This is a genomic window from Bacillus sp. LH1 (assembly GCF_057924895.1).
Map to the genome: position 1 here is coordinate 2275376 of NZ_CM175007.1, position 20488 is coordinate 2295863.

Consider the following 20488-nt stretch of genomic DNA (forward strand, 5'->3'; position numbering starts at 1 on the left):
AAAAAGCTATGAAAGCCGAATGATAGGGGGATACATATGGAGAAAACGAAGTTACCATGGGATGAATTCTTTTCACTTAATAAAGATATAAATCATACTTACTTTACACCAGAAGATTTTTCAGGTGATGAAGATTTAATCGCAAAAACGACAGAACAATTCGTTAAACAAGAAATTGTTCCACAAATGGAGAATATTGAACAACATAACTATAAAGTTTCTCGTCAATTATTTGAGAAAGCTGGGGAACTTGGATTATTAGGCATTGAGGTACCAGAAGATTATGGCGGGTTCGAGTTAGGAAAGGCTGTCTCAGGTCTTGTAGCAGAGAAAATGGGTTACGCTGGTGCGTTTAGCGTTTCTTTTAATATACATGCTGGTGTTGGTACATTGCCTTACATATATTATGGAACGAAAGAGCAAAAAGAAAAATATTTACCGAAAATCGCATCGGGAGAATGGATTGGGGCTTATGCTTTAACAGAGCCAAATGCTGGTTCGGATGCATTAAGTGCAAAAACAAGCGCCGTATTGAATGAAGAGGGAACAGCTTGGAAGTTAAATGGTGAGAAGCAATGGATTACAAATGCTCATATGGCAGATGTATACGTTGTTTTTGCGAAGACAAATAAAGGAATGACAGCGTTTATTGTCGAAAGAACATGTGAAGGTGTATCTATTGGATTAGAAGAAAAGAAAATGGGGATTAAAGGTTCTTCAACAGCGACTCTTATTTTAGAAGATGTTGTCATCCCTGCTGAAAATGTTTTAGGGGAAGTTGGGAAAGGGCATCACGTAGCCCTTAATATTCTTAACTTTGCTAGACTTAAACTTGCTTTTGGAAATATTGGAACAGCAAAACAAGCAATTGGTTTGTCGGTTCAATATGGAAAAGAGCGAAAACAGTTCCAAACGGAATTAGTAGACTTTACGATGATTCAAGAGAAAATTGCAAATATGATCATTGCTACATATGGAGCCGAAAGTGCAGCTTATCGTACGGCAGGTGTAATCGATGAAGCAATTCATGAGAGCGATGAAGATCTTATGAAGAAAATGTCCCAATTTGCAATTGAATGTGCACTGAATAAAGTAAATGCTTCTGAAACACTTGCTTATATCGTAGATGAAGCTGTACAAATTCATGGTGGTTACGGTTATATGCAAGAGTATGAGGTAGAACGATTATATCGTGATGCTAGAATTAGTCGTATTTTTGAAGGAACGAACGAAATTAATAGATTAACAGTTGCCAAAATGTTAATGAAGCAAATCGAACAATTAGAAGATACTGAAGTAGAAAGTGATGTAGCAAATGTAGAAAGAAACCATCGTTACATTTTATTAGCGAAAAAATTGTTGAAACAATCTTTGAAAACGCTCTCTAAAACTCCAGGTCTAAAAATTGACCAAGAACAAGAATATTCACGTGTAATTTCAAATATGTTGACGGACGTGTACGTCATGGAATCAGCGTTTTTACGTACGAGAAAAGCGGTAAGTAAAAATGGTGAGGAAAAAGAATGTACGAAGCAATTAATAACGGATGTTATTTGTGAAGAAGGATACCGTAAAGTAGAAGAAGCGGCGATTTCTGTACTTTCAGCGGCTGTCACAGAAGAACAAGATAGACATGTGATTTTAGCTGAAATCCGTCAATTATTAGTGCCTTTATACACGAACGTATTTACGAAGAAGAGAGAAATTGCGAAAGCTATTATAAATCGCGGGAAATATATTGTGTAAATAGGAGGAAAGCGATATGAAAAAGATTGGTTTTATCGGTTTAGGTAACATGGGCCTTCCAATGTCAAAAAATCTAGTTAAATCAGGTTACACAGTATATGGCGTGGACTTAAATAAAGAGGCGGAAGCGTCCTTTGAAAAAGAAGGCGGAATTATCGGTCTATCAATCTCAAAACTAGCAGAAACATGTGATGTAGTTTTTACAAGTTTACCTTCACCTCGCGCTGTTGAAGCGGTATATTTTGGAGCAGAAGGATTATTTGAAAATGGTCACTCGAATGTAGTTTTCATTGATACAAGTACGGTATCGCCGCAGTTAAACAAACAGTTAGAGGAAGCTGCAAAGGAAAAGAAAGTAGACTTTTTAGCAGCACCTGTGAGCGGTGGTGTAATAGGAGCCGAAAACCGTACATTAACGTTTATGGTTGGTGGATCAAAAGACGTATATGAGAAAACGGAATCTATCATGGGCGTACTAGGTGCGAACATTTTCCACGTTAGTGAGCAGATTGATAGTGGTACAACTGTTAAGTTAATTAATAACTTATTAATTGGTTTTTATACAGCTGGTGTGAGTGAAGCTTTAACATTAGCGAAAAAGAATAATATGGATTTAGATAAAATGTTTGATATTTTAAATGTAAGTTACGGTCAAAGTAGAATTTATGAACGTAATTATAAAAGTTTTATAGCACCTGAAAACTACGAGCCAGGATTTACTGTGAACTTGTTGAAGAAAGATTTAGGATTTGCAGTTGACTTAGCTAAGGAAAGCGAACTCCATTTACCGGTAAGCGAAATGTTATTAAACGTATATGACGAAGCGAGTCAAGCTGGATATGGTGAAAACGATATGGCTGCTTTATATAAGAAAGTTAGCGAGCAATTAATTTCTAATCAAAAATAAATTATACAAAGGAGAGAATACAATGATTACAACTGAAATTAAACGAGTAAAAAATCACATTAACGGTGAGTGGGTTGAATCGACAGGTACGGAAGTAGAAGCAGTTCCAAATCCAGCGACTGGAAAAATTATCGCTTACGTTCCACTATCTCCAAAAGAAGATGTTGAAAAAGCTGTTGAAGCGGCAAAAGCAGCATTCGAAACATGGTCTAAAGTACCAGTTCCAAATCGTTCAAGAAATTTATATAAATATTTACAGCTATTACAAGAAAACAAAGATGAGCTTGCAAAAATCATTACGCTAGAAAATGGTAAGACGCTAACGGATGCAACAGGTGAAGTACAGCGTGGTATTGAAGCGGTAGAACTTGCAACATCTACGCCAAATTTAATGATGGGTCAAGCACTTCCGAATATCGCTAGCGGAATTGATGGATCGATTTGGCGCTACCCAATCGGAGTTGTTGCTGGTATTACACCGTTTAACTTCCCGATGATGATTCCGTTATGGATGTTCCCACTTGCAATTGCTTGCGGTAATACATTCGTATTAAAAACATCTGAAAGAACGCCACTTTTAGCGGAGCGACTTGTAGAATTATTCTATGAAGCAGGTTTCCCAAAAGGCGTATTAAATTTAGTGCAAGGCGGAAAAGATGTTGTAAATAGCATTTTAGAAAATAAAGATATTCAGGCTGTTTCGTTCGTTGGCTCTGAGCCGGTAGCTCGTTACGTATATGAAACAGGTACGAAACACGGAAAACGTGTACAAGCATTAGCAGGTGCGAAAAACCATGCGATTGTAATGCCAGATTGCAATCTTGAGAAAACAGTACAAGGTGTAATTGGATCTGCATTTGCAAGTAGTGGAGAGCGCTGCATGGCATGCTCAGTAGTAGCAGTAGTGGATGAAATTGCTGATGAATTTATTGATGTATTAGTAGCAGAAACGAAAAAATTAAAAGTAGGCGATGGCTTTAACGAAGATAACTATGTTGGACCATTAATCCGTGAATCTCATAAAGAGCGCGTTTTAGGCTATATTAATAGCGGTGTAGCAGATGGGGCAACTTTATTAGTAGATGGCCGTAAAATTAATGAAGAAGTTGGAGAAGGTTACTTTGTAGGTGCGACAATCTTTGATGGCGTGAATCAAGAAATGAAAATTTGGCAAGATGAAATTTTTGCTCCAGTATTAAGTATTGTACGTGTTAAAGATTTAGAAGAAGGTATTAAACTAACAAATCAATCTAAATTTGCAAATGGTGCGGTTATTTATACGTCAAATGGTAAACATGCACAAACATTCCGTGATAATATCGATGCTGGTATGATTGGTGTAAACGTAAACGTTCCAGCACCAATGGCATTCTTCGCATTTGCAGGAAATAAAGCTTCATTCTTTGGTGATTTAGGTACAAATGGTACAGATGGCGTTCAATTCTATACACGTAAAAAAGTTGTAACTGAGCGCTGGTTTTAATATAGAGTAAACAACCAAATCAGTTATTAGATGAAAACCATCACTATTAATAGTGGTGGTTTTCGTCTTGTTAATTATTTTTTTCAAAAGCTAGTTTAATACCAAATCCAATTAGGACGACTCCTGTTAGCCCTTGAATATAACGTTGCGTCTTCGGTTTTTTCATAAAAGCACTAATTTTATCAATTAAAAATATATAAAATGCAAACCAAATGACTGTTAAAACGAGGTAAGTAAGACCCATTACAAGAAGTTGAATAAATGTATTATGATTTGGATTTAAAAATTGTGGTAAAAAAGTTAAAAAGAAGACTGCTACTTTAGGATTTAATAAATTTGTAAGAAATCCTTGGCGAAAGCAAGAAGTATGTTCGTTTTCATTATTCAAAGATAGATCATTTGTATCTAAGTTTTCTTTGTTTCTTACTGCTAAAAGGGCTTTAATACCGATATATATTAAATAGAGAGCCCCAACGTACTTGAAAATAGAAAATAAAAGAGCTGACTTTACAATAAGTGCAGAAAGACCAATTACAGCAGCTAAAGTATGAATTAATAGTGCAATACATGTACCAAACACTGTTTTCACTCCACCGACTTTACCAGCAACCAATGTATTTTTCGTAGCCATTGCTGTATCTGGACCAGGTAAAATGATAAGGCAAATAGACATAATGATGAAAAGAAGATAATTTTCTATCATAGCCGCCCCTCCTTTTTATTTTTAGAATATTTGATTAAAATCAGTGTAGCACAAAAATGGATTTAATAAAATTAAATTTTATTAAAAATAATTAAATAAAAAAGGCTATATAGTAGCTGTAATTACACTACTATATAGCCTCGATTTTATACCGCTATTTGCGGGTAGTAAGATTTTCACCGCACAAGATTTAGCTGAAGCAAAGAAGTTAGGTGGGGGATGAACAAAATATCCCCTCATGACAATTTCATTTTATGCATTAAGTAAGTTAAAGAAACGATTCACATCTTCTTCTGAAACGTCACTTAACTGTTTATATTTATAATTCGGATTTTGATCTTTATCAACGACAACGGAGCGTACTCCTTCGAAGAAATCTTCATGTCTCATGAAGTTTTTAGCAAGTATAAGGTCCGTAGCGAAACATTCTTCAACGGATTTATCTTGTCCATCAATAAACTGTTTTAATGTTACTTTTAGTGAAATAGGGGATTTTGATAACAGTGTTTCTTTCGTTTTTAGAGCAAAGGAACTTTCATCTTTCTCCAATGAATGGATGATTTCTTCAATTGTATCGAAAGCAAAATGTGAATTGATTACTTCTAATGAAGGAGCGAGCTCGCTTTCTAAGTTTGGAGCAGTTGCAAATGTACGAATAACTTCTTTTAAATTAGTATGTACATCATCTTCTTTATGCCAATTTACACTTTCAAGTTCAGTAAGAAACTCTGGTAATGAATCAGATGTCATAAAGTAATCTGCAGCATTAATAAATAATACGTCAGAAGCTTTTAAAATAGATGCTGTTAAAGCAACGAATCGTCCTGTATATCCAGGCGCTTTATTTAAGAAATATGCAGCTCCGACGTCTGGGAAGAAGCCGATATTCATCTCTGGCATTGCCCATTTCGTACGCTCAGTTACAATGCGATACTTCGCACCATTTGTAAGACCGACACCACCGCCCATTACAATTCCATCTAAACAAGCAATAATCGGTTTTGTATATTGATAAATATATGTATCAATTTCATACTCTTCTTCAAAAAAACGTTCTGCATGTTGCAATGCCACTTCATTGGAACGCGCTTCATAAAGAGTTTTAATGTCGCCACCTGCACAAAAACCTTTTGTGCCAGCTCCTTTTAACACGATAAGTGCAATACGCTCATCGTGTTCCCACTCTTTAAGTTTTTGTCCGATAGGTTGTAACATGTCATAAGATAAAGAATTAAGTGCTTTTGGACGGTTTAAAGTAATTGTCGCAACGCCGTTTTCACTAACAGAAAATAAAACTTGTTCAGTCATAATGCATCCTCCCTTACATATCTTCTTATTCTTAATTCTTGATATGTACTGAAATGTCCTTTATAAATTTTGTCAAAAGTTGACGGTAAATATTAATTTGGTCACTGCATATTTTGACGAGTTATCTTTGCAGGATTTCAGAGACTGAGGGGGAATATTACAACATTACTGTAAGTGTAATTATTTGAAGTTATAATGATAAAAGCGCTATTATATAGGTGTGAAATGTTCATTATCAATTCTAAAAGTGTGTTTGAAGAAAAAATAAATCGTACAATTGTAATAAAAAATTTTACATTGAATTAGAAATAGAGAAAGGAGAAATCGGAATGCCAGGACCTTTACTATTGTCGGTTATTATTTTGTCTTTTTTAATGATAGGAATAACGCAGTATTTTCATCATACAGATACGACAGAAGAAGTGAAGGATAAAGTACGTCTCGTATTTCCGATTTTTATAATATCTATTTCATTCTGTATTTTATTAAATAAAGATGGCTACATTGTCGCAGTGTTCTCATTTTTCGTCGCAATCGTCTTAATTACCGTTTTATATTATGTAATGAAAGACTTTATACAAAAATAAAGATGTCACAATAGGCATTTTTATTTTGGGGGAAATGTAAAATTTCACATACCGTATTTTATATAAAATACATAAAGCATATAACAATAGAAAAGTGTGTACTTTGCTGTGTATGTACTTGTCAATCTTGCATAGCCACTATACTATTAAAATGTAGAGATTATAAAAAGGGGTTGTATCTATCATGAAATTTGAGATGCACACAAAAATTATTTCAAATGAAAAAGAAGTAAGATTACATATTGAAGAAAATATATTTCAATTAATATTGGATGGTTATCACTTATTTACAATTCAAGAAATATTGCCTTTATATAAATCAAATGAAGAAAGAATTGGAAGTGCAACGATATTGAAACTAGAGTGGGAGAACGGAAAAACTACAATAAACTATCAACTCGTTTCACTAAAATCAGTAAATTAAAAGGAGTAGAAAAATATGAAGTTATTTCATACAGCGGATTGGCATTTAGGAAAGCTTGTTCATGGCGTGTATATGACTGAAGACCAAAAGATTGTATTAGATCAGTTTGTACAGGCTGTTGAAGAAGAAAAACCAGATGCTGTAATTATTGCAGGGGATTTATATGACCGAGCAATTCCACCTACAGAAGCAGTAGACTTATTAAATGATGTGCTGCAAAAAATAGTTATTGATTTACAAACACCAGTTATTGCAGTAGCTGGTAATCATGATAGTCCGGATCGTATCCATTTTGGAAGTAGTTTAATGAAAAAACAAGGATTACATATTGTAGGTCAATTTCAATTCCCGTACGAACCTGTTGTACTAAATGATGAATATGGAGAGGTTCACTTCCATCTAATACCGTATGCAGACCCAAGCATAGTGAGGCACGTGTTGAAAAATGAAGACGTACGTTCTCATGATGATGCGATGCGCATTTTTATGAATGAGCTCTCTGAAACGATGGATAAAGAAGCTAGACATGTATTTGTTGGACATGCATTTGTAACTTCTTCAGGAGAAGCGGAGGAGAATACAAGTGATGCAGAACGACCACTTTCAATTGGTGGTGCTGAATATGTAAATAGTCATTATTTTGATAAGTTTCATTACACAGCGCTTGGACATTTACATCAAGCGCATTTCGTACGTAATGAGACGATTCGATATTCAGGTTCACCACTTGCCTATTCAATTTCTGAAGAGAAACATAAAAAAGGTTATTACATTGTAGAACTGAATGAAACTGGTGAAGTAGCAATTGAAAAAAGGTTACTTTCACCACGTCGTAAAATGCGAACAGTAGAAGCGAAAATAGATGAATTATTACAGCACCCAGTAAGTGAAGATTACGTATTTGTAAAATTATTAGACGAAAACCCTGTCTTACAGCCAATGGAGAAAATACGATCTGTATATCCAAATGCAATGCACGTTGAAAGAGCGATGCAAAGGCGAGAACTCACAGATACAAATGAAGTAACGGTTTCAAGACATAAAACGGATGATTTATCTCTTTTAAAGGCTTTCTATAAAGAAATGAAAGGGTTAGATTTATCAGAAGAGAAAGAACGCCTATTTATAGATGTATTACAAACAGTGCAAGAACGGGAAGGTGAACGAGGATGAGACCGATTCAGCTTATTATGACAGCATTCGGGCCATATAAACAGAAAGAAGTAATCGATTTTGAAGATCTTGGAGAACATCGTATTTTCGCTATTTCTGGGAATACGGGAGCTGGAAAAACAACGATTTTTGATGCGATTTGTTATGTGTTATATGGTGAGGCTAGTGGAGAAGAACGTAGTGATACGAGCATGCTTCGAAGTCAATTTGCTGATGATAATGTTTATACAAGTGTTGAATTAACCTTTCAGTTAAAAGGGAAACGCTATGAAATAAAACGACAACTTGGACATAAAAAACAAGGGAATAAGACCATTACAGGACATGCAGTAGAATTATATGAAGTTATTGATGGAGAAAACGTTCCAGCCGTCGATCGTTTTCATGTAACAGACGTAAACAAAAAAGTGGAAGATTTAATTGGGTTAAGTAAACATCAATTTAGCCAAATTGTTATGTTACCCCAAGGGGAATTCCGAAAACTATTAACATCTGAGACGGAAAACAAAGAAGAGATTTTACGTCGTATTTTTAAAACGGATCGTTATAAATTAATGCGTGAGTTACTTGATCAAAAGAGAAAACAATGGAAAGATGTCTTGCAAGAAAAACAAAAAGAGAGAGAGCTCTATTTCCGTAATGTTTTTAAATTACCAATCCGTGATGGAGCATTATTAGAGACATTAGTGGCACAAGAACATGTAAATACGCATCAAGTAGTAGAAGCGTTAGAACAAGAAACAACCGTGTATAAGGCAGAGGTTGAGCAATTACAAGTAGAACAAGATGTTCAAACGAAGCAATTAAAGGATGCAGAAACACGTTTTCATGCAGCAAAATCTGTAAATGAGAAATTTATAGATTTACAACAAAAGAATGAGAAATATAACACTTTACAAGAGAACCGTGCAGCAATTGAAAGGAAAGAAAAATCCTTTAAACGTGCGGAACAAGCAAAGCGCTTATTACCATTTGAACAATGGTATGAAGAAGCGATGGAAAATGAGCAGAAAGCTGAAAGTTTGTTAAAACAGATAAGCGTCAAACAAGAACAGATAATGAATAGCTTTGAACTTGCTCAGGAGAAGTATGAAGTAGTAAAGAATAAAGAAGCTGAGCGAGAAGAGGCTAAAAAACTTGTTCAAAGATTAGAAGAGTTACAAGCGATTATTGAATCATTAGCTGAGAGAAAGCTGAATTTACAAAATACCGAAATCCAAATAGGGAAATTAAAAGAAAGTATGCAAAAGTTAGATCAACAACTAGAAGAGCATACAAACAAAAAACAGAGAATGTCTGATGAATTGCAGCAATTAGAACAAGCACTTGAGCAATATGTAGCTAAAGTAGAAGAACTAACGAATATGCGAGAAGATGCAAAAGTTTTAAAGCAAGCATATGATGTTTGGCAAGAAAAACAAAAATTCGAGCAAGAAAAAGAAGCGGCAAATAATAAAATGCAAGTGGCAGTTCGTGCATATGAAAACATGGAGCGCCGCTGGTTAAGTGAACAAGCTGGTATATTAGCTCTTCATTTACATGACGGTGAATCTTGTCCGGTATGTGGTAGTACGAATCATCCGCAAAAAGCTACAGAACAAAGTAATGCGATCGATGAAAAAGAGTTAAACGATTTAAGAGATAAGAAGAACATTGCTGAAAAATTACATGTGCAAGTAGAGGAGAAATGGAATTTCTATCGACTACAATATGAACAAGTGATAGAAGAAGTTGTGAAGCGCGGCTACAACTCGGAAAAATTAGCTGAAACATATAGTGCACTTGTTCAAAAAGGAAAACAATTAGCTGCAGACGTTAATACGTTAAAAGCAAGTGAAGAAACACGTAAGCAGATTGCTGCGAACATGAAAAGCGTAGAAGAAAAAATAGAAGAACTTCAGAAACAAAAACGAGAAGTGGAAACAATGCAGCACCGTACAGAAATGGAGTGTATGCAACTTCGTACGTCATATGAACATGATAAACGAAATATTCCAGAAAACTTACAAACAGTACAAGCTTGGAAAGCACAGTTTGACCAAGCTATGCAGGAACTTAGGTTAATGGAGGACGAATGGAAGAAAGTGCAGGAAGCGTATCAGCATTGGCAAAATGAAAATATACGTATTCAAGCAGAACAAAAAGGTGCTTCTAATCAATTTGAAAGTGCAAAATTAAAGAAAGAAGAGACTTTCGCACGCTTTATGAAAGAGCTAGAACAAAGCGGGTTTACAGACGAATTCACGTATAAAGAAGCCAAATTAAGCGATCACGAGATGGAAATGTTACAAAAAGAAATTCAAGGTTATTATTCATCGCTTGAAGTGCTTGCAAAACAAATTGAAGAGTTACAAGCTGAATTAAAAGATAAAGAGTATATGGATATTACAGCGTTAGGTGAACACATAACAGAATTACAAATTAATCTCGATATCATTAAAGAAAAACGTCAACGTGCGCAAAATGCGGTAACATATATTTCTGATTTACATGAAAACATTAGACGTATTGATGAGCAAATTCATGAGGAAGAAAAAGCTTTCCAAGAACTTGTTGACTTATATGAAGTAATGAAAGGTGATAACGAGAGCCGTATATCATTTGAACGTTACATCTTAATTGAGTATTTAGAACAAATTGTTCAAATTGCAAACGAACGATTACGTAAATTATCAAACGGGCAATTTTATTTAAAACGAAGTGAACGAGTTGAAAAGAGAAATCGTCAAAGTGGATTAGGCTTAGATGTGTACGATGCATATACTGGCCAAACACGCGATGTAAAAACACTATCCGGCGGAGAGAAATTTAATGCATCACTTTGCCTAGCGCTAGGAATGGCAGATGTCATTCAAGCATATGAAGGTGGTATTTCCATCGAAACGATGTTCATCGATGAAGGGTTCGGTTCATTAGATGAAGAATCATTAACGAAAGCAGTAGACGCCTTAATTGACTTACAAAAATCAGGTCGATTTATCGGTGTCATTTCACACGTACAAGAGCTGAAAAACGCAATGCCGGCTGTATTAGAAGTAACGAAGCAGAAGGATGGGTGTAGTCAGACGCGGTTTGTGGTGAAGTAAGCTTAAAAAATGGAGTAGGGAATCTACCGATACTTTTAGTGTCATATGTATGAATAATAAAACGTCGTCTCTTCATATTGGAGGCGACGTTTTATTTTATAAAATATCTATGAATTATCTGTAGAAGGCGGCGTATTCTCCAAACGATTATAAGCTTTAAAAGCTGAAATTGCTGAGATAACCCCGCCTACTAAAAATAAAGTCGATCCTCCAACTAAGATGATACGACTGACATATGTTTCCCGTGCTTCTTCGACTTCTTCTTGTAACGCTGTAGGCATATGAATCCTCCTTTATAAAAGTTGTTTTATCTCGCTATTTGCCGTGCAGTAAGACCCACATCTAAAAATTCAGGGGAAGCAAAGAATTTAGGTGGGGCCCTGCTGCCCGTAAAAGCCCGATTGGTGAGGGCTGATAATCAGTGGGGGATGAACAAAAGCCCCACTGATTAAAGTTTCACTTTATAAATAGTATATACAAACGCCTAAAATGTGTTAAAATAACTGATGATTTTACGCAGTGAGTAATTAGATGAGTAGGATGCGAGTGGCTAAGTAAATCTTCATCACAAATTTATGTGAACTTCACATAGAGCACATATTAACATTGTATTATGTATATGTACCAAATAAATAAATAAAGTGAATGTAAGTTCTGTTTTCAAAAATTTAAAATCCTTTTATTTCTATATGAAAGTTTTAATCAAGGGTTTTAAAAAATTTGGAAATAGATCTTATGAATATGGAATTCATATAAAAGGGGAATGTCTTATGACAACATATACGAGTGAAATGAGAAAAACTTTAGTTTCAGAAGAAGATGTAGATATTTTAAAAATTATGGCGCATCCAATCAGACTGCAAATTGTAAATGAATTAAGTACGAGAAAAACTTGTAATGTAACACAATTAACAGAGTTACTGAATATTCCGCAATCTACTGTTTCACAACATTTATCAAAAATGAAGGGTAAAGTGTTACGAGCAGAGAGAAGAGGTTTAGAAATTTATTATCATATTAACAATTTAAAAGCGAGTAAGATTGTTAATGTTTTAGGGTATATAAACTAGTGAAATATTTTTATATAAAATAGCCCCTGCTGTTGAGCAGGGGCTATTTTGTGTTGTTTTATGTATTTGTATTTAAAACTTTATAGTTTTTATGATTTACAATTGTTCGATCAAATTCAAAAGTACCACCGCTTACATTTGTAATTTCAACTAAGACTGATTCAGTATAAAGTTTTAATACAGATCCTGTAATCTTTAAATTATTTCGTTGAAAAAGTATAGTATCCCCTACGTTTGCTTTCATAGTACCTCCTCATTAAAGACAGAAATATTTTTTTATTATATATATTAAACCACGGATAGATATATTAGTGAATATTTAGTTTTATTTATTGGGAAAAAATTTGTTCTCTAATAGAAAAGTATAAAGTACTCTTATGTTAAAAGTTATATTTTATTTAAGTTTATCCCGCTATTTGCTGGGCAGTAAGACCCCCACCTCAAAATTCAGTGGAAGCAAAGAAGTTAGGTGGGGGCCCTGCTGCCCATAAAAGCCCGATTGGTGAGGGTTGATTAAAGTTTCACTTTATTATAAGCAAAGTAAATTGTTTTCAGCATTAGCGAAACAATATTTCTATGTAAATACTGCAGAGAAACAAATTATTCAAAAAACAGACACTATGTAGCACAAAACGTAAAGTAGATAAGTAAAGTTTTTTTCAGGAGTATAAGAAAAATATACGTTTATTAATAAGATCTCTAATTGGTAAAATTCCAATTAAAAACATAGAAAAACTTTAATATAAAAAGGTAATCAATTACAAATGAAGAAGTAATATATACGAAAGGAGAGATTTATATGAATAAAGGGAAAAAACAAGTTAGTCAACTTAGTTTTCTGGTGAATTTTATGAACGACAAGGGGAGTCTTGTGAAAATTTAATAGTATTATAGTATCCCCTTGTGAAAAAATGGTTGGGGGAATATATAAATGATAACAGAAATGAATATTAAAGTAGTTTGTGAAGAATCGTTTTCAAAAAGAGAAATAAAAATTTTAGAGACGTTTCTTTCAACTTTATCGGGGCATTCTAATGCTCTCGTTACAAAAGAAGGGATGTTTTTAAACCCATTAAGTAAAGAGAAGAGTGTGATTTATTATCATAACTTTGTATTTGTAAAATCACTTACAGAACAAATGTGTGCAGAATTAAAAGAAGTTTTAACAAGACGTATTAAAAATGCTTTCATTATGATGGAATTTGTAGAGCCAATTGTTACATTTGAAGAAACAATTATAAACGTATAAAAAAAGTCAGGCTTATGAATTGACCTAATAAAACCGTCTCTTTAATAAATAGTAAAGAGACGGTTTTATTGTTTCACTTTTTAAAAAAGGGTTCAAAAACAAATGTAAATCGAGCTTATACAAAAACTACTTATTAAATAACTGTTACGTATTTAATAAGTAGTTTTTGTATTTCATCCTTCGTTTTTTGTAACTGATTCTACGTTTTTGACGCTCTGTCTTGTAAGTGCTTACATGAACGAAAACATCTTATACAATGAAGGTGTCAAATCAAAAGAGGTGACCAAAATGAACATAAAAAAAGTAAATTTAGCGAATAGCATTGAAATAGAAAGAGGAGGCGGAAAGGTATGAAAAAATCAACTGTTAATCCATGGTTTGTTGTCCTTGGCACAGTTATAGTACAAATGGGGCTTGGGACGATATATACATGGAGTTTATTCAATCAGCCTTTAGTTAGTAAATACGGTTGGAGTCTTAACGCTGTTGCGATAACTTTCTCAATTACTAGTCTTTCTTTAGCATTTTCAACTTTATTTGCGAGTAAATTGCAAGAAAAATGGGGACTTCGTAAACTTATTATGATAGCTGGATTAGCATTAGGACTAGGGTTAATACTTAGTTCACAAGCTTCTTCATTAATATTGCTTTATGTACTAGCAGGAGTTGTTGTAGGTTATGCAGATGGTACAGCATATATCACGTCACTATCAAATTTAATAAAGTGGTTTCCAGAGCGTAAAGGTTTAATTGCTGGTATTTCTGTCTCTGCATATGGTTCAGGTAGCTTAATCTTTAAATACGTTAACGCACAGTTGATTGAATCAGTTGGTGTATCGCAAGCATTTATATACTGGGGTTTAATTGTTACAGCTATGATTGTAATTGGTGCTTGTTTAATCCATCAAGCTGCAGATCAAGGAGCAGTTCATGAAACAAAAACTAAGGAATACACAACGAAAGAAATGTTAGGCACAAAACAAGTATACTTATTATTTATCATGTTATTTACATCATGTATGAGTGGCTTATACTTAATTGGTATGGTAAAAGACATTGGTGTTCAACTTGTAGGACTTAGCGTAGCAACAGCAGCTAATGCGGTGGCTATGGTTGCAATCTTCAATACATTAGGTCGTATCATTTTAGGACCGTTATCGGATAAAATTGGGCGTTTAAAAATCGTTACTGGTACTTTTGTTGTTATGGCGAGTTCAGTCTTAGTTCTAAGTTTTGTAGATTTAAATTATGGTATTTACTTCGTATGTGTAGCAAGTGTAGCGTTTTGCTTTGGTGGAAATATCACTATTTTCCCAGCTATTGTTGGTGATTTCTTCGGTATGAAAAACCATAGTAAGAACTACGGAATTGTGTATCAAGGATTTGGATTTGGGGCGCTTGCAGGTTCCTTTATCGGTGCACTTCTAGGTGGATTCAAACCAACGTTCATGGTGATCGGTGTATTATGTGTCGTGTCATTCATTATCGCAATTTTAATTCAAGCACCTAAACAGAAAAAGGAACAAGAAGAAGAGTATCGCAGCGTAGCATAAGTATACAAATCTTCTATAACACTATGATTACGAAAAAGCATCCTATTCTATTAATTAGGATGCTTTTTTATGAGTTATTTTAACAAGGTTAAATTACTTTTGTGATTTTTATAGATGTAAAAGTGAGTGGAATACCCATTTGGAATATAATAAATTGATACATCATATTCGAAATATATATTAAATCTTAAATGATAAAGAAGACATTCATTAGTATTTGTAAGATATATTTTCAGAAAAATATTGAGAAAATATATACTTGAGTTTTTCATAAAGCATTGTAAATGAACGTATCTCTAGTTTATCTTCTTCAATTTTAAAAAGAGGAGTTTGAATTTTATTTATAATATAAGTACATTTAATGCGTTTAGATATGATTTTATTAAGAAGCATTAAAATACTTTATCTGAAAAATAAAAAAAGATTGACAAGTTTATTGAGAAACATTATCATTTCGGTGTAAGATAGTAAATGAAAAACATTATCAATAAAATGGATTTTAAAGTAATGCGCACTTGACCAATTAGTTTAGTAAGTGTATTATTTTTTACAACATGATTGATAATGAAAATCAATATCATTTATGTTACTTAATGAAATTAATGTTTATGTGAAAGGATAGAGAAAATGAACTTAGGGGAATTTGATGGGCAAACAGTTTTAGTAACAGGTGCAGCACAAGGCATAGGCAGTGTTGTTGCCAAAATGTTTTTAGAAAGAGGAGCCACAGTTATTGCGGTTGATCAAAATGAAGAGGGGTTAAATGTACTCTTAAATCAAAATGAATTAAATAAAACACGTATGAAAACGTTTCGTTTAGATGTGAGTAATAGCGCTGCTGTTGAAGACATGGTAAATCATATTGCAAATGAAATAGCGCCAATAGATATTTTAATAAATGTTGCAGGGGTTTTACGTATGGGACCAATTCATTCGTTAAGTGATGAAGATTGGAATAAAACATTCTCTGTAAATACTACAGGGGTTTTCAATATGTCCCGAGCGGTAAGTAAAAATATGATGTTAAGAAAATCAGGGGCAATTGTTACAGTCGGTTCAAATGCGGCAAATACGCCGAGAATGGAGATGGCTGCGTATGCTGCGTCAAAGGCTGCAACGACGATGTTTATGAAATGTTTAGGACTAGAGCTTGCGGCATACAATATACGCTGCAACTTAGTTTCTCCAGGTTCTACTGAAACTGAGATGCAAAGATTACTATGGGCTGATGAGAATGGAGCTAAAAATATAATTGCTGGTTCTCAAAATACATATAGACTCGGAATTCCATTACAAAAAATTGCACAACCTTCAGAAGTTGCTGAAGCCGTGTTATTTTTAGCCTCAGATAGAGCAAGTCATATTACAATGCACAATTTATGTGTCGATGGCGGTGCTACGTTAGGAGTTTAATCAAAATTCAGGAGGTTATTATATTATGAATGAACATATAGCTGTAAAGGAATTGTCAGAAAAACTTTTAGAAGATTATAAGACTGAATCTTCATTCTTTTTTGCTTCACCAACTCGAACGATATTAGCAGAAGGAGAGTTTACTACAGTAAAGCATCGTGAAATTGAAAATTTCCCAGAGCTTGTGCAAGCGACATTAAGTAATGCGAAACAAGCTGGAAATCCAAATCCTATCGTTGTGGGTGCTTTGCCATTCGATCGTAGAAAAGAAGTGCAACTTATCGTACCAGAATATAGTAGGATTTCTGAGCGTTTACAATTGGATACAACAAATCAGCTTGAAACAAATGAGAACGTAACATTTGAAATGACGCCAATGCCAGACCCTGAAGTTTATATGAATGGTGTGAAGCAAGGAATTAAAAAAATACAGGACGGTGATTTAAAGAAAATCGTTCTATCTAGATCGTTAGATGTTAAATCTTCGGAAAAGATTGATAAGCAAAAACTTCTGCGAGAATTAGCAGAGCATAATAAGCATGGTTATACATTTGCTGTGAATTTACCGAAAGATGAAAAAGAGAACAGTAAGACGCTAATTGGAGCAAGTCCTGAATTGCTTGTTTCACGTAATGGTATGCAAGTTATTTCTAATCCGTTAGCTGGTTCAAGGCCACGTAGTGAGGACCTAGTAGAAGATAAAAGAAGAGCAGAGGAATTACTTTCTTCTCCAAAAGATTTACATGAACATGCGGTAGTAGTTGAAGCGGTTGCCGCTGCACTTCGTCCGTATTGTCATACATTACATGTCCCAGAAAAGCCATCAGTTATTCATAGTGAAGCGATGTGGCATTTGTCTACAGAAGTGAAAGGTGAACTTAAGGATCCAAATACTTCTTCTTTACAATTAGCAATTGCCCTTCATCCTACGCCAGCAGTTTGCGGAACTCCGATGGAAAAAGCAAGAGAGGCTATACAGCATATTGAGCCATTTGACCGCGAGTTCTTTACAGGAATGCTAGGATGGAGCGATTTAAATGGAGATGGAGAATGGATTGTTACAATTCGTTGTGCTGAAGTACAAGAAAATACACTTCGTTTATATGCAGGAGCTGGAGTTGTTGCTGAGTCAAAACCAGAAGATGAGTTAGCAGAAACATCGGCTAAGTTCCAAACAATGTTAAAAGCTTTAGGGTTAAGAGATAGTTCACTTAATGAAAAATAGGGGGAAGAAAGAATGCTAGTAGGTTATACAGAATGGCCAAAAGAATTTGCCGATCATTATCGAGAAGAAGGATGTTGGCTTGGTGAAACATTTGGAGGAGTGTTAAGAGAGCGGGCTGAGAAATATGGAGATCGAATCGCGGTTGTAAGTGGTAAGAAGCATATGACATATAGTGAACTTGATAAAAATGCCGATCGTTTAGCAGCAGGTTTACTGAATTTAGGAATAAAGAAAGGGGACAGAGTTGTAATCCAGTTACCTAACATTATCGAGTTTTTCGAAATATGTTTTGCACTATTTCGAATTGGAGCGCTTCCTGTCTTTGCACTACCTTCACATCGAAGCAGTGAAATTAGTTATTTTTGTGAGTTTGGCGAGGCGAGCGCTTACGTTATTTCAGATAAGGCTCTCGGTTTTGATTATCGAAAACTAGCAAGAGAAGTGAAAGAGAAAGTGCCAACTTTACAACGTGTAATTGTAGTGGGGGAAGAAGAAGAGTTTGTGAACATAAATGATCTGTATATGGATCCCGTCTCATTACCAGAAGTTCAGCCAAGTGATGTTGCATTTCTCCAATTATCAGGAGGGACAACAGGTCTTTCTAAATTAATTCCTAGAACACATGATGACTATATTTATAGTTTACGTGTAAGCGCTGAAATTTGTAATTTGAATGCAGAAAGCGTCTATATGGCAGTTCTTCCAGTAGCACACAATTACCCAATGAGTTCTCCAGGGACATTTGGAACTTTCTATGCGGGTGGAAAAGTGGTATTGGCAACTGGTGGTAGTCCAGATGAGGCATTTGCTCTTATTGAAAAAGAAAAAGTTACAATTACAGCGCTCGTTCCGCCATTAGCAATGATTTGGCTTGATGCTGCATCTTCTCGTAATACCGATTTATCGAGCCTAGAGGTTATTCAAGTAGGTGGTGCTAAGTTTAGCGCTGAGGTTGCAAGACGTATACGCCCTACATTTGGATGTACGTTACAGCAAGTATTCGGTATGGCGGAAGGATTAGTGAACTATACAAGATTAGACGATCCGGAAGAAATTATTATTCATACACAAGGTAGACCAATGTCTGCACTCGATGAAGTACGAGTTGTTGATGAAAATGACAACGATGTACAACCTGGCGAAGTAGGTAGTTTATTAACAAGAGGTCCATATACAATTCGTGGTTACTATAAAGCTGAAGAGCATAATGCACGATCATTTACAAAGGATGGGTTTTATCGCACAGGTGATCTTGTAAAAGTAAATGAACAAGGATACATCATTGTAGAAGGAAGAGATAAAGATCAAATTAACCGTGGTGGTGAGAAAGTTGCTGCGGAAGAAGTTGAAAATCATTTATTAGCACACGATGCGGTTCATGACGTAGCAATTGTATCTATGCCTGACGATTATTTAGGTGAACGCACCTGTGCTTTTGTTATAGCTCGCGAACAAGTTCCGGCAGTAAGTGAATTAAAAATGTTTTTAAGAGAACGTGGTATCGCGGCTTATAAAATTCCAGATCGAATTGAATTTATTGAATCATTCCCGCAAACAGGAGTCGGAAAAGTCAGCAAAAAAGAACTACGTAAAGTCATTGCTGAAAAACTAATTATAGTAAAACAATAATAAAAACCGGAAGGAAGTGATTAGATGGCTATCCCATCTATTTCAGTATATAAAATGCCAATTGAATCAGAACTACCAAAAAATAAAGTGAATTGGACACCAGATCCAAAACGTGCAGTACTTTTAATTCATGACATGCAAGAATATTTTCTTGATGCATATAGCGATAAAGAATCACCAAAAGTAGAACTTATTTCAAATATTAAAATGATAAGAGAAAAATGTAAGGAACTTGGTATACCAGTTGTTTATACAGCACAACCTGGTGGGCAAACGTTAGAACAACGAGGTTTATTACAAGACTTTTGGGGTGACGGTATTCCTGCTGGACCAGATAAAAAGAAAATTGTTGATGAACTTACTCCTGATGAAGATGATATATTCCTAACAAAATGGAGATATAGTGCATTTAAAAAGACAAATCTATTAGAAATTTTAAATGAACAAGGAAGAGATCAACTCATTATTTGCGGTATTTATGCGCATATTGGCTGTCTTTTAACAGCTTGTGAAGCATTTATGGATGGTATAGAGCCGTTCTTTGTAGCAGATGCAGTTGCTGATTTTTCACTAGAGCATCATAAACAAGCATTGGAGTATGCATCTAATAGATGTGCAGTAACGACATCAACAAACCTACTGTTAAAAGCTTTACAAAGTGTAAAAGGTGATGAGAGTGAAGGAATCACTATACAGGAAGTGCATGAACTAGTTGCACAACTACTTCGTGAGCCAGTAGAGAGTATTGATATTGATGAGGACTTATTAAATAGAGGGCTTGATTCGGTCAGAATTATGAGTTTAGTAGAGAAATGGCGTCGTGAAGGGAAAGAAATCACTTTTGCAGATTTAGCAGAACGTCCAACTGTTGCAGGTTGGTACAGTTTACTATCTTCACAAACAGCACAGGTGCTGTAACAAATAGACTACAT

General features: G+C 34.8%; 18 protein-coding genes. 14 read left to right on the forward strand and 4 right to left on the reverse strand.

Annotation, left to right across the window (positions count from 1 at the left end; genetic code table 11):
• Window positions 1-36 precede the first annotated feature (36 nt).
• From ACX9TM_RS11970 to ACX9TM_RS11980, 3 genes are read left to right on the forward strand one after another with little or no spacing between them, the layout of a single operon-like run.
• Window positions 37-1746: an acyl-CoA dehydrogenase FadE gene (locus ACX9TM_RS11970; protein WP_025687878.1), complete on the forward strand. Its 1710-nt coding sequence runs from the start codon at window positions 37-39 to the stop codon at window positions 1744-1746.
• A 16-nt stretch (window positions 1747-1762) separates the two neighbouring features.
• Window positions 1763-2653 carry an NAD(P)-dependent oxidoreductase gene (locus ACX9TM_RS11975; protein WP_000719409.1) on the forward strand — a complete coding sequence of 297 codons (891 nt, stop codon included), beginning with the start codon at window positions 1763-1765 and terminating at the stop codon, window positions 2651-2653.
• Window positions 2654-2675: 22 nt separating this feature from the next.
• On the forward strand, window positions 2676-4136 hold the full coding sequence (locus ACX9TM_RS11980; protein ID WP_000633344.1) for a CoA-acylating methylmalonate-semialdehyde dehydrogenase: 1461 nt from the start codon (window positions 2676-2678) through the stop codon (window positions 4134-4136).
• 70 nt (window positions 4137-4206) lie between these two features.
• On the opposite strand, the gene ACX9TM_RS11985 is transcribed toward ACX9TM_RS11980, so the two are convergent.
• Both ACX9TM_RS11985 and ACX9TM_RS11990 read right to left on the reverse strand, forming a co-directional pair.
• Window positions 4207-4839: a LysE family translocator gene (locus tag ACX9TM_RS11985; RefSeq protein WP_000572360.1), complete on the reverse strand. Its 633-nt coding sequence runs from the start codon at window positions 4837-4839 to the stop codon at window positions 4207-4209.
• Window positions 4840-5091: 252 nt separating this feature from the next.
• Window positions 5092-6147 (reverse strand): enoyl-CoA hydratase/isomerase family protein, encoded by a 1056-nt coding sequence (locus tag ACX9TM_RS11990; RefSeq protein WP_000139777.1) that lies wholly within the window; start codon window positions 6145-6147, stop codon window positions 5092-5094.
• Window positions 6148-6476: 329 nt separating this feature from the next.
• On the opposite strand from ACX9TM_RS11990, the gene ACX9TM_RS11995 reads away from it, so the two are divergent.
• From ACX9TM_RS11995 to ACX9TM_RS12010, 4 genes are all read left to right on the forward strand, one after another.
• Complete coding sequence (locus tag ACX9TM_RS11995; protein ID WP_001119404.1) at window positions 6477-6734, forward strand: hypothetical protein; 258 nt, start codon at window positions 6477-6479, stop codon at window positions 6732-6734.
• Window positions 6735-6918: 184 nt separating this feature from the next.
• On the forward strand, window positions 6919-7158 hold the full coding sequence (locus ACX9TM_RS12000; protein ID WP_000667344.1) for a DUF2584 family protein: 240 nt from the start codon (window positions 6919-6921) through the stop codon (window positions 7156-7158).
• 15 nt (window positions 7159-7173) lie between these two features.
• Window positions 7174-8331, forward strand: a complete 1158-nt coding sequence (locus tag ACX9TM_RS12005; RefSeq protein ID WP_000765153.1) for an exonuclease SbcCD subunit D — start codon at window positions 7174-7176, stop codon at window positions 8329-8331.
• Complete coding sequence (locus ACX9TM_RS12010; RefSeq protein ID WP_001247465.1) at window positions 8328-11417, forward strand: AAA family ATPase; 3090 nt, start codon at window positions 8328-8330, stop codon at window positions 11415-11417. Before ACX9TM_RS12005 ends, ACX9TM_RS12010 begins: the two co-directional genes overlap by 4 nt.
• Before the next feature lie 107 nt (window positions 11418-11524).
• Here ACX9TM_RS12010 and ACX9TM_RS12015 read toward each other — a convergent pair whose 3' ends face one another.
• Window positions 11525-11698 carry a hypothetical protein gene (locus tag ACX9TM_RS12015; RefSeq protein ID WP_001141668.1) on the reverse strand — a complete coding sequence of 58 codons (174 nt, stop codon included), beginning with the start codon at window positions 11696-11698 and terminating at the stop codon, window positions 11525-11527.
• A gap of 489 nt (window positions 11699-12187) precedes the next feature.
• Between ACX9TM_RS12015 and ACX9TM_RS12020 the strand changes: the two genes are divergently transcribed.
• Window positions 12188-12487 carry an ArsR/SmtB family transcription factor gene (locus ACX9TM_RS12020; RefSeq protein WP_000214801.1) on the forward strand — a complete coding sequence of 100 codons (300 nt, stop codon included), beginning with the start codon at window positions 12188-12190 and terminating at the stop codon, window positions 12485-12487.
• 58 nt (window positions 12488-12545) lie between these two features.
• Here ACX9TM_RS12020 and ACX9TM_RS12025 read toward each other — a convergent pair whose 3' ends face one another.
• Window positions 12546-12731 (reverse strand): YkvS family protein, encoded by a 186-nt coding sequence (locus ACX9TM_RS12025; RefSeq protein ID WP_000646793.1) that lies wholly within the window; start codon window positions 12729-12731, stop codon window positions 12546-12548.
• 687 nt (window positions 12732-13418) lie between these two features.
• Between ACX9TM_RS12025 and ACX9TM_RS12030 the strand changes: the two genes are divergently transcribed.
• From ACX9TM_RS12030 to ACX9TM_RS12055, 6 genes are all read left to right on the forward strand, one after another.
• Window positions 13419-13736, forward strand: coding sequence for a hypothetical protein (locus ACX9TM_RS12030; protein ID WP_000627304.1), 318 nt, complete (start codon window positions 13419-13421; stop codon window positions 13734-13736).
• 350 nt (window positions 13737-14086) lie between these two features.
• Window positions 14087-15289: an L-lactate MFS transporter gene (locus tag ACX9TM_RS12035; RefSeq protein ID WP_065382448.1), complete on the forward strand. Its 1203-nt coding sequence runs from the start codon at window positions 14087-14089 to the stop codon at window positions 15287-15289.
• Between the two features lie 627 nt (window positions 15290-15916).
• Window positions 15917-16702 (forward strand): 2,3-dihydro-2,3-dihydroxybenzoate dehydrogenase, encoded by a 786-nt coding sequence (gene dhbA / locus ACX9TM_RS12040; protein ID WP_001048437.1) that lies wholly within the window; start codon window positions 15917-15919, stop codon window positions 16700-16702.
• A gap of 25 nt (window positions 16703-16727) precedes the next feature.
• The gene (gene dhbC / locus ACX9TM_RS12045; protein WP_001002067.1) at window positions 16728-17927 is read left to right on the forward strand and encodes an isochorismate synthase DhbC; all 1200 of its coding nucleotides are present in this window, start codon (window positions 16728-16730) and stop codon (window positions 17925-17927) included.
• 12 nt (window positions 17928-17939) lie between these two features.
• Complete coding sequence (locus ACX9TM_RS12050) at window positions 17940-19556, forward strand: (2,3-dihydroxybenzoyl)adenylate synthase (protein ID WP_000960113.1); 1617 nt, start codon at window positions 17940-17942, stop codon at window positions 19554-19556.
• 24 nt (window positions 19557-19580) lie between these two features.
• Window positions 19581-20474, forward strand: a complete 894-nt coding sequence (locus ACX9TM_RS12055; RefSeq protein ID WP_001007255.1) for an isochorismatase family protein — start codon at window positions 19581-19583, stop codon at window positions 20472-20474.
• The last annotated feature ends 14 nt before the right edge of the window (window positions 20475-20488 follow it).